Below are 9,383 nucleotides of genomic sequence, written 5' to 3' on the forward strand. Positions count from 1 at the left end.
GGCGTCTCAGTGCCTACTATTGATGATGCAAAGAAGTTATACAGTGGTTTTGAACTATTAGATCCCCATACGTCAGTATCTATGACTATTAATGGCCCTGCACCAATGATGTTAGCTATGTTTTTAAATACAGCGATAGATCAAGAGGTTGAAAAATATTTGTTAAAACATAAAGGTGCAAAGTGGATAGAGGATAAAATAAGTGAGATCTATAAGGACTCATATATACCATATTATAATGAAGATTTTGGATGTAGACTAGAAGGTGGAGATCACCTTGGGTTGAAGTTATTAGGTATTAGTGGTGATATGTTAGTTGATGGGGAAGAATATGAAAGGATAAAGAGAAATTGTTTAGAAAATATTAGGGGTACTGTTCAAGCGGATATATTAAAAGAGGATCAGGCTCAAAACACATGTCTCTTTTCAATAGATTTCGCAATGAGATTAATAGGTGATGTAGAGGCATATTTTGTTAAAAATAACGTTCAAAATTTTTATTCCCTTTCAATATCAGGCTATCATATGGCTGAAGCAGGTGCTAATCCAATTACCCAGCTTGCCTTTACAATAGCCAATGGTTTTACCTATGTAGAATTTTTTAAAGCCCTTGGCTTAGATGTTAATAAATTTACAAGAAACTTCTCATTTTTCTTTTCAAATGGCTTAGATATAGAGTATTCTGTTATTGGTAGAGTTGCTAGAAGAATATGGGCTATTGCGTTAAAGTATCTTTACGGCAGTGAAGAGAGGGGTCAAAAGTTAAAATATCATATACAGACCTCAGGGAGATCGCTTCACGAGATGTCTATGCACTTTAATGATATTAGAACGACACTGCAGGCGCTCACTGCAGTATTAGACAACTGTAATTCCTTACATACTAATGCCTATGATGAAGCTGTAACCACCCCAACTGAAGAATCTGTTAGGCAGGCATTAGCTATTCAAATGATTATAAATTCAGAATTTGGTTTGTCAAAGAATGATAATCCACTGCAGGGTTCTTTCTTGATTGAGGAGCTAACTGAATTAGTTGAAAATGAAATATTAAAGGAATTTGAGAGAATATCAAAGAGGGGTGGTGTATTAGGAGCAATGGAAAATAGATATCAGAGAAACAAGATTCAAGAAGAATCATTATACTATGAGGAATTAAAGAATTCTGGGAAGTTACCTATTATAGGTGTTAATACCTTTGTCGATGAGAGAGGAGAAGAACAAAAAGAGGTAGAGCTTTCTAGATCAAGTGAGGCAGAGAAAAAATGGCAACTAGATAATCTAATACGCTTTAAAAAGAGAAATGAAGTTAGGTGCAGAGAAGAATTAGAGCGTTTGAAAGATGCTATCAATAAAAGAGACAATCTTTTTGAAGTATTAATGGATGCTACTAAATATTGTAGCCTTGGGCAGATTACTGATGTCTTTGCTAGGATGGGTGGCTTATATAGAAGAAATATGTAAATAATATTTTATTGTAAAATTATTATAAAGTATTTGATTTATTTATAAACTTACATAATATAACAGTATGGCTAAAGCAAAAATAATTGCAACAATTGGACCTTCTTCTAGCTCGAAAGAGACTATAAGAGAAATGATGTTAGCAGGGGTAGATGCATTTAGGTTTAACTTCTCTCATGGGGATCATAATTCGCATAGAGAGAATTTTAACAATATTAGAGATATTGCAAAGTCATTGAAGAGGCCAATAACATTGGTTCAAGATTTGGCTGGTCCTAAGATAAGAATAAATGATGTAGTAAAACCTTTTAATATTAGAAAATCTGATGAAATAGATTTGGTTAGTAGTTGCCAGGTTGGAGATGCGACAAAACTTGGTTTAAACTATCCCGATATTTTAGATAGACTTGATAAAGGTTGCAGGGTTTTTCTAGCAGATGGACAGATTGCTTTAAAGGTTGTTGATAGGATTAAGGATGGTGTTAGATTAAAGGCTTTAAACGATGGTGTAGTATCCTCCAGGAAGGGATTAAATTTTCCCGATATTCATATGGATTTACCAGCTTTAACTAAAAAGGATTTAAAAGATCTTGAATTTGGTATCTCTTTGGGGTTTGACTATATAGCCTTGTCATTTGTAAAAAATGGTAAAGATATTTTATTGGCAAAGAATGCAATAAAATCATATAACAGCGATATACAGGTAATTGCAAAAATAGAAAAACATGAGGCCCTAAAAAATATTGATGAAATAATAGAACATGCTGATGGGATAATGATAGCAAGGGGGGATTTAGGCATAGAGATTGATGTTGAAGAAGTTCCAGTTATTCAGAAAGAATTGATCAAAAAAGCGAACAAGAGATGTAAGCTTGTCATTGTTGCTACACAAATGCTAACCTCAATGATATTGAACCCTAAACCAACGAGAGCAGAAGTTTCTGACATAGCAAATGCACTATTAGATGGTGCAGATGCGCTTATGGTTTCTGATGAGACGGCTGTGGGTAAATATCCTTTAGAGGTTGTTAAAACAATGGTGAAAACAATCTCTAACGCAGAAAAATTATATACCTTTTGTAAGGATTATAGTGATACTTGCAATATATCATTTAAAACGGAGATATCTATAGCCTCTACTAGTTGCAGATTGGCAACAGAATTAAAGGCAGAGTTGATTTGCGTTTTCACTAAAACAGGTGCTACTGCTAGATTTGTTTCAATGCATAGACCAATATGTGATATATATACCCTAGTATATGATGAGAATACCTATAATAGACTAAATATACTGTGGGGTATTAAGCCTTTTATGATTATACCAGATGAAAGGGATCTAGATAAAATATTATCAATCTTTATAAAAGAAGCATTTAAAGAGAATATATTGAGCAAAGATAAGCTAGCAATTGCTATTATGGGTTTTCCTGCAGGTCAGCCTGGATCAACAAATTTAGTCAAAGTTTTAAGATCTGCTGATTATGATAGATATCTAGAAATTTACAACAGCCATTCCGCACAAAAATAATTATATTTTTTTATTTAAGGTGTATTAATGATCTACTTAAAAGATATAAAAAGGGATTTTGAGGTTACTGACGAGGATATTGATAATATGAAGTCAATAGGGGAATTGCTATACAAATACTCTGATGAATACGAGGAGCAAATTTTGCTATTTATCAACAAGCGCTTTGCTCAACTAAGGATGAATAAGGAGTTTATTAATAAGCTTAAAGAAATAATTAAAAGATGGTATGGGCTATTTTTAAATGAAGAGCTAACAAATGACTATATAAGTAAACTTAAAAATATATGTAGAGCCTATATCAATTATAACAGAGGGCAAGACATAGTTAATTCATTACTCAGTTTTTCTAGGAGTTTTCTGCACGAAAAAATGTTTCAAAATATAAATGATGATTTAAAGAGGAAGGAGCACCTAATAACCCTTCATAAATTTTTAGATGTTAATCTTGAAATTCTAAATATGACTTATTTAGAGTTAAAAATTAATGAGTATAGCAAGGAATACAAATTTAGAGGATATATAGTTGGTATTGGGGAAAAGTTTTCTTTTTTAATGCAGATAATATTAATTTCATTACTAATATTAATTACAGCTATAGCCACTGTTACACTTTTCAGTGAATTTATGAGTTTTTCAATAGATAAAAGTCATGAATTTCTAATATCTTTTCTGGGTTCCCTATTGATACTTTGGATATTAACTGAGCTTATTAGAACAGAAGTACAGCTTATAAAGGGTGGTGAATTTAGGTTGTCTATTTTTATAGGGGTTGCCCTTATTGCATATATTAGAGATTTGCTTATATTAACATTACAGCATAAAATGATTGATGTATCAACAATATATGTATTAAGTGCAATCTTTATATTGGGTTTTATATATTGGTTAATCTATAGAACTGAGACAATAAAAAGAAGTGGGAGTGAATTATGATTAAGTTTATAGCTAATAAAATAGTTGGCAGCTATAATAATAGATATTTAAAGAAGCTTAGACCTCTTGTGGATAAGATAAACAGTCTTGAAGATGAGATGGTGAATAAATCTAACAGTGAACTAATGGAGACAACAAAAGCTTTGAGAAAAGAACTTGAGGCAGGTAAATCGCTAGATGAATTAATAGTGCCTGCATTTGCAGTAGTTAGGGAGGTGTCCAAAAGGACTATTGGGCTTAGACATTTTGACGTTCAACTTATGGGTGGTTATGTATTACATAAAGGAAAAATTGCTGAGATGAAGACAGGGGAAGGTAAAACCTTGGTTGCCACCCTTGCTTTATATCTTAATGCTTTAGGTGGTAAGGGAGGACATCTAGTTACAGTTAATGATTATTTAGCAAGGAGAGATGCCTTATGGATGGGCCCTATATATAAATTTTTAGGTTTAGATGTAGGTGTCTTACAACATGAGACATCCTATTTGGTAGAGTGGGAAGATGAAGAAACTTTTACTACAAAGCTTGTTGAAGCTGATAGAAGGGATGTCTACAAAGCAGATATTGTTTATGGAACAAATAGTGAGTTTGGTTTCGATTATTTAAGGGATAATATGAAGTATAATTTAGAGGATTATGTTCAGAGGGATTTAAACTATGCTATTGTAGATGAGGTTGACAATATCTTGATCGATGAGGCAAGGACACCACTGATTATTAGCGGCCCAACAGATGAAACCACTAGTTTTTATTATAAAATTGATAAGATTGTAAGACCCCTAAAAAGAGACGTTGATTATACTGTTGATGAAAAGGCAAGACAGGTTAAACTAACTGATTCTGGTATAGATAAGGTTGAAAAAGCTCTTGGTATAGACAATCTTTATGATGTAAAAAATATAGATACCCTTCATTTTGTAAATAATGCCCTAAAAGCCCATGCACTTTTTAAGATTGATAAAGACTATGTTGTTAAAGATGGCAAGGTAATTATAGTTGATGAGTTCACAGGGAGATTGATGACCGGCAGAAGATACTCTGAAGGGTTACACCAAGCTTTAGAGGCCAAAGAAGACGTACCTATTGAAAATGAAAATCAGACCTTAGCCTCTATAACGCTTCAAAATTATTTTAGGATGTATAAAAAACTTGCAGGTATGACAGGTACTGCTTATACGGAAGCAGCTGAATTTAAAGAAATATATAATTTAGATGTTATAGTAATTCCAACACATAAACCAATGATTAGAAAGGATTTGCCCGATGTTATTTATAAAACTACTAAAGAAAAATTCGATGCAATTGTAGAAGAGATTGTAAAGCTTAACAAACAGGGTAGACCAGTTCTTGTGGGAACTGTATCAATTGAAAAATCTGAGTATCTAAGTAGCTTATTACGCAGAAAAGGGATAAAACACCAAGTATTAAACGCAAAATATCATGAAAAGGAAGCAGCTATTATAGCTGAGGCTGGCAAGAAAGGTGCAGTTACAATAGCAACAAATATGGCTGGTCGTGGAACAGATATTAAATTGAGAGAAGGGGTAGTAGAACTTGGTGGACTACATATTGTTGGCACAGAGAGGCATGAAGCAAGAAGGATAGATAACCAGCTTAGAGGCAGAAGCGGTAGGCAGGGTGATCCAGGTTCATCACGCTTCTATATATCATTAGAGGATGATCTTCTTAGAATCTTTGGCTCAGAGAAGATTTCTTATATTATGAATAAGATTGGGATCAAGGAGGGTGAGCCTATTGAACACCCTATGATTTCAAGGGCTATCGAAGGAGCTCAGAAAAAGATTGAATCTATGCACTTTGAGATAAGGAAGCACTTGTTAGAATATGATAATGTAGCAAATGTACAAAGGCAGGTTGTCTACTCGCTGAGACGCAACATCTTAGAGAAAGATGATTTAGAGCCTATCTTAGATGAAATGTTAGGCGATGTTATCTCAAGCCTAAGTGAAAGATATATTCAGGGTCAATTAGATCAAGATTATAAAGCTATTAAAAATGAGATAGAAAGAATTTTTAATATAAAGGATATTGAGCTAGATAATGTTAATGGAAAAAACGTTAATAGCTTTAACGATAAATTATTTGAAAAGGTTAAAGATTACCTAAAGGTTAAAAAAGAACTTTTGGGGGAGAATTATACAAAATTTTTACGCTTTATTATGATAAATATCCTTGATTCTAAGTGGAAAGACCACTTGCTTTCAATGGATTACCTAAGAGATTCTGTTGGCCTTAGAGGATATGGTCAAAAGGATCCTTTGATTGAATATAAGAAAGAGGCCTATGCCCTTTTTACAGAGATGATGACAAGGGTGCGTGAGGAGATTGTCTCCTTCTTATGTCATGTAGAGTTAAGACAAGAGTCAGATATAAGACTTGAAGAAAGGAGAAGATCTTATAGGGAAGAGAAGAAAGATGTTTTCAACACTGGACAAGAGAAGGAAGAAAAGAAAGAGCCTGTTAGAAGGAGGGCTGAAAAAGTTGGAAGAAACGACCCATGCCCTTGTGGTAGTGGTAAGAAATATAAGAAATGTTGTGGTTCCCAGGCTAAGGTTGTAGGTAAATAATTTTTTCTTTACAAATAATATTTTATATATTATATATTTAAATAATGAATGAGTTGTTAAATAAAAAAATGAGAAATAATTGGTGGTGGCTTATAGATAAATATTAGGTTGCCACCATAGAACTATAGATGTGCAAGGCCCTGTGGTGGTAACCACAGGGCCTTTTTTTATGCATAAAGGCCCACTTAAAGTGGGCCTTTTTTATAGGAGTGTAAAATGATAGCCTTAAAATATGATGACTTTGTAAAAGCTTATAAAAGATATGATAGATTTGTCTTTATTAGAGAAATTGAGGGTGACCTACATACCCCTCTTGGGATAATATATAAAAATAGGGATAATCCCTTTTATTTTATGTTAGAGAGTGCAAATCTGAAGAAAAAGCTTTCAAGATATACCTATTTTGGCTTTCATATAAAATATGTTCACTTTTTTCAAGGTGACAGGTTGAAGACCTATGATAGTAAATTTAATAAAATTAGCGAGAGCAGTGATCCCTTTAGTCTAATTAGGGATAAATTAGAAGAAAAGGTGTATTGTAAGCCAAGGATAGGTGATTTCTTTGGGGGGTTAGTAGGTTTCGTAGGCTATGATATGATAAACTATACCCCTTATTTGAGAAAGAAACTGAATAATATTGAAAAAGATAGGCCTATAATGGGTTTTTTGGAGGTTGAGGACTTTTTTATTTATGATAATCACAAGGGTAAGATGTATGCAGTAGCATCCCTTAAAAAAAGTGGTTATCTAGAGGATGATTTTAGAAAGGCCTCTAATTCTCTTGATGAACTTGAGGGTTTTATCAGTAATGCAAACAATATTATAATGAATGCCAAAACAGATATAAATTTTAAAATAGACAATATTGTAAAAGATTTTGAGTACAATGAGTTTAAAGAAAGGGTTAATTATTTAAAGGATCAGATTGAGAAAGGTGAACTGATACAAGTTGTCTTATCTAATAAATATACGATTAATGGCGCTATTGACCCCCTTTTATTTTATAGAAGGCTAAGAAATCTAAATCCTTCAGCCTATATGTTTTATTTAAAGTTTAAGGATTTTGTTATATGTGGTTCATCACCTGAGACTCATCTAAAGATTACAGGTGGTAAGGCAATGCTTAAACCTATTGCAGGGACATATCCAAAGGATAGACCTATTAGATTAGTAAAAGAGGAAATATTGAAAGATGAAAAAGAGGTATCAGAGCATTTAATGTTATTAGATTTAGCTCGCAATGATTTATCTATTATGTGTGATCCAAAAAGCATAAAGGTTACAAAGGCGTTTGCCGTTGAGGATTATTCCCATGTAGTGCATATTGTCTCAGAGGTTAAAGGGATAAAGAAAAAAGGGATAAGTGCGGTTGAGCTTTTTTTATCAACCTTTCCAGCTGGTACAGTAAGTGGAGCACCTAAGGTTAGGGCAATGGAATTGTTAGATGAGGTGGAGCGCTCCCCGAGGGGGTTTTATGCAGGTTGTGCAGGTTATTTCTCTTATGGGGGCAATCTAGATTCTGCTATAATAATAAGATCGGCGTTAATAGATAATACTTCTGTGGTTTTAAGGGCTGGTGCAGGGATAGTATATGATAGTGACCCCCATAAGGAATTTTGTGAGGTTGAAAATAAATTAAGGGCTTTAACTGTAACAATTAATAGCTTATCTAGTGGGGAGGAAAAAGATGTATTTAATAGTAGATAATTATGACTCCTTTACCTATAATCTTTATACTTTGTTTTTTAATATTGGTGTAGATTGCAAAGTTGTAAAAAATGATGCACCCTTGATTGAGGAACCTAGTTTAAAGGGGATAATTATCTCCCCTGGTCCTTCACACCCATCAAAATCCTTAAATAGTATAAAATATATAGATAAATATAAAGGGAGGCTGCCTATATTGGGCGTATGTTTAGGCATGCAGACAATCTGTTTTAATCAGGGATATACAATTAGAAGATCAAAATTGATACGTCATGGCAAGGTTGACAAGGTGAGAAAGATAAAAGATTCATTAATACTAAAAGGCATTGATAATGAGTTTGAGGTTGTTCGCTATCACTCCCTTGTTGTAGAGGCAGATGATGATTATGTTACATCCCGCTCAATTTGTGATAATGAGGCAATGAGTTTTGAAGATAGGGATTTACTTCTATTTGGTGTTCAATTTCATCCTGAATCCTTTTTATCTAAAAATGGTAAAATTATCGCAAAAAATTTTATAGATATATGCGAGGGCTATTAATATGAAAGAAATAGATAATAAAAAGAACTGTTTAAATATTTACAATTTTTTAGAACTATTAATAAATAATGAACTTGATGAGGCTTTTATCAAGGACTATTTAATTAGTATGTATAAAAGGGGTATTACAGCTGAAGAGCTCTATGAGACAGTGATATTTTTAAGGCGACACTCAAAAAAAGTTGATCATGGTACTAATTTTGCATTAGATACCTGTGGCACAGGTGGAGATGGTAAAAAAACAATAAATATATCATCAGCAGTTTCAATTGTTTTATCTACTTTGGGATATCCTGTTTTAAAGCATGGTAATCACTCAAGGAGTGGCCTATTAGGCTCAGCTGATATCTTTAAAGAGATTGGGATAAAGATAGATTTAGAGGGTGATAGTGCAAAAAAATATTTTAACAAACACAATTTTCTATTCCTCTATGCCCCAAAATATCAATTAGCTATGCATAAGGTAAAAGAGATTAGAAAAAGATTGAATCACCCAACAATATTTAATTATGTGGGTCCCCTCATAAACCCTGGTAATCCCAACTTTCAGATAATTGGGGTTCCAAATACGGTTAGCCTTAAAATGTATACAGAGACAGCCTCTAAGTTTAAAGAGAAT

General features: G+C 33.1%; 7 protein-coding genes. All 7 read left to right on the plus strand.

Going from position 1 to position 9,383, the window contains the following annotated elements; genetic code table 11:
* Nucleotides 1–1,464: methylmalonyl-CoA mutase family protein (locus SVN78_06190; protein MDY6821192.1), on the plus strand; the 1,464-nt coding region annotated here is incomplete at its 5' end.
* A 67-nt stretch (nucleotides 1,465–1,531) separates the two neighbouring features.
* Nucleotides 1,532–2,992 (plus strand): pyruvate kinase, encoded by a 1,461-nt coding sequence (pyk, locus tag SVN78_06195; protein ID MDY6821193.1) that lies wholly within the window; start codon nucleotides 1,532–1,534, stop codon nucleotides 2,990–2,992.
* 27 nt (nucleotides 2,993–3,019) lie between these two features.
* Nucleotides 3,020–3,928, plus strand: a complete 909-nt coding sequence (locus SVN78_06200) for a phosphate-starvation-inducible PsiE family protein (GenBank protein MDY6821194.1) — start codon at nucleotides 3,020–3,022, stop codon at nucleotides 3,926–3,928.
* Nucleotides 3,925–6,516, plus strand: coding sequence for a preprotein translocase subunit SecA (gene secA / locus SVN78_06205; GenBank protein ID MDY6821195.1), 2,592 nt, complete (start codon nucleotides 3,925–3,927; stop codon nucleotides 6,514–6,516). Before SVN78_06200 ends, secA begins: the two co-directional genes overlap by 4 nt.
* Before the next feature lie 216 nt (nucleotides 6,517–6,732).
* Nucleotides 6,733–8,223, plus strand: coding sequence for an anthranilate synthase component I family protein (locus SVN78_06210; protein MDY6821196.1), 1,491 nt, complete (start codon nucleotides 6,733–6,735; stop codon nucleotides 8,221–8,223).
* Complete coding sequence (locus SVN78_06215; protein MDY6821197.1) at nucleotides 8,204–8,764, plus strand: aminodeoxychorismate/anthranilate synthase component II; 561 nt, start codon at nucleotides 8,204–8,206, stop codon at nucleotides 8,762–8,764. Before SVN78_06210 ends, SVN78_06215 begins: the two co-directional genes overlap by 20 nt.
* Before the next feature lies 1 nt (nucleotide 8,765).
* Nucleotides 8,766–9,383, plus strand: a 618-nt coding sequence (locus SVN78_06220; GenBank protein MDY6821198.1) for an anthranilate phosphoribosyltransferase, incomplete at its 3' end; no start/stop codon positions are given.

The organism is Deferribacterota bacterium (assembly GCA_034189185.1).
Lineage (GTDB): Bacteria > Chrysiogenota > Deferribacteres > Deferribacterales > UBA228 > UBA228.

Excerpts from the sequence above, each read along its gene's own strand:
- pyk (MDY6821193.1), top strand. The coding sequence starts at position 1,532 with ATGGCTAAAGCAAAAATAATTGCAACAATTGGACCTTCTTCTAGCTCG.
- SVN78_06200 (MDY6821194.1), top strand. The coding sequence starts at position 3,020 with ATGATCTACTTAAAAGATATAAAAAGGGATTTTGAGGTTACTGACGAG.
- secA (MDY6821195.1), top strand. The coding sequence starts at position 3,925 with ATGATTAAGTTTATAGCTAATAAAATAGTTGGCAGCTATAATAATAGA.
- SVN78_06210 (MDY6821196.1), top strand. The coding sequence starts at position 6,733 with ATGATAGCCTTAAAATATGATGACTTTGTAAAAGCTTATAAAAGATAT.
- SVN78_06215 (MDY6821197.1), top strand. The coding sequence starts at position 8,204 with ATGTATTTAATAGTAGATAATTATGACTCCTTTACCTATAATCTTTAT.